We start from the raw sequence: 1,579 nt of genomic DNA on the forward strand, positions 1-1,579 counted from the left end.
CTGATCACCGTCACCACCCGCCAGCTGGTGCACGCCGCCCTGTGGCTGGGGGTCCAGCACCCGGCCGTGCTCAGACTGCTGGACCAGTTCGGTTCCCCGTCCCAGATCCGCAAAGCCGGAAGACGACGTCTCGTGACCCTGATACGTCCCAAGGCGCCGCGGATGGCCGAGCGGCTGGTCGAAGACATCTTCACCGCACTCGACGAACAGAGTGTCGTCGTCCCCGGCACGGACGCCGCCGCGCTGATCGTCCACAGCCTCGCCGGCTTCCTCCAGTCCGTCCTTGACCAGCGCAAACTCCTCGCCGCCCGGATCGAGGAACTCCTGGAGGCCCACCCTCTTTCCCAGGTCCTGATCTCGATGCCCGGCATCGGGATCAGGACCGCCGCCCGCATCCTTATCGACGTCGGTGACGGCAGCGGCTTCGCCACCGCCGGCCACCTCGCCGCCTACGCAGGCCTGGCACCCGTGACCCGCAGTTCCGGCTCGTCCATCCGCGGCGAACATCCTTCCCGGCGAGGCAACAAGCAGCTCAAACGGGCCTTCTGCCTTGCCGCGTTCGCCTCCTTGTCCCAACCGGAGTCACGCGCCTACTACGACCGCAAACGCCGCGAGGGAAAACACCACATCGCCGCCCTCATCGCCCTCGCCCGACGCCGCATCGACGTCCTGTTCGCCATGCTCCGAGACGGGACTTTCTACCAGCCGCCCGCACCGGCTACGGCTTGACGAAAGCCATAGAGGCACCTTTTCAGCCCGGACATGGGCGGAGTCGAGGACCACACGGGAGACGTCGACAAGGCCCGTATCATCGAGCTGGTGCAGGACTGCTTCATGTAGGCAGCCCCACAGCCGACCCTCGACCAGATCATGAACCGGCGGTGCGCGGTCGACTTCGATATCCCGAAGCATGGCGGTACGGCCCGCCAGGCACAACCGCTGACCAGCACATAGATGATCGCCGCGAACAGCGTCTCATCAGGCGTGTTCTGTTTGCCGCCGCCTTGCGGCCGTACCCGTTCCTCAGGAAGCAACGGCCTCTGGCAGCCCGGTTCCGTCCGCTTGCCGAGGGACTGCCGCAGGACGCGGCGCCGTTCGCCACTGTCATCTGCGAAGCGGAGCTGCTCGGTGTACTCGCCCGTGGCACCCTGTCGCCGGTCGGTACCGCCCTGCTGTCCGAGGCCCCCGACGAAGTGGCTGCCGCCTGCAGCCGATTGCTATCCGAGGCCACGACGACGGCTCGCTTCGGCGCCGACCTCACCGCCGGCGTCACTGGAACACTCACGGTCGCCGAGACAGGCGGCGACATGACCCAGTTCGCCTCCGCCCACCACCTGGCCTCGTGGGTCGGAGTCTGCCCGGGCCAGAACGAGTCGGCCGGGGTGAGCCGGTCCGACCGCACCCGCCCCGGCAACAGCAACCACAAACGGCCGGTTCATGATCTGGTCAGAGCTGGGGCCTGCAGCCGACTGCACCCAGCTGTCCTGCACCAACTGGATGACCCCCCGCAACCCTGCGGGACTGTCCGACATACTCCGACTATCTGGGGCCGACTCGCCCGCACCAAACGATAGGACGG

The 1,579-nt window shown here is 67.4% G+C and carries 3 pseudogenes; 2 read left to right on the forward strand and 1 reads right to left on the reverse strand.

What is annotated here, in order from left to right:
- Nucleotides 1-51: 51 nt before the first annotated feature.
- A pseudogene (locus tag AB0N17_RS46195) lies at nucleotides 52-729 on the forward strand (transposase); the annotation flags it as partial.
- 18 nt (nucleotides 730-747) lie between these two features.
- Here AB0N17_RS46195 and AB0N17_RS46200 read toward each other — a convergent pair.
- Nucleotides 748-1,082 (reverse strand): annotated as a pseudogene (locus AB0N17_RS46200) (transposase); the annotation flags it as partial.
- Nucleotides 1,083-1,280: 198 nt separating this feature from the next.
- Between AB0N17_RS46200 and AB0N17_RS46205 the strand changes: the two are divergent.
- Nucleotides 1,281-1,574, forward strand: a pseudogene (locus tag AB0N17_RS46205) (transposase); the annotation flags it as partial.
- Nucleotides 1,575-1,579 lie beyond the last annotated feature (5 nt).

The organism is Streptomyces sp. NPDC051133, from assembly GCF_040682635.1.
In the GTDB taxonomy this organism is placed as follows: domain Bacteria; phylum Actinomycetota; class Actinomycetes; order Streptomycetales; family Streptomycetaceae; genus Streptomyces.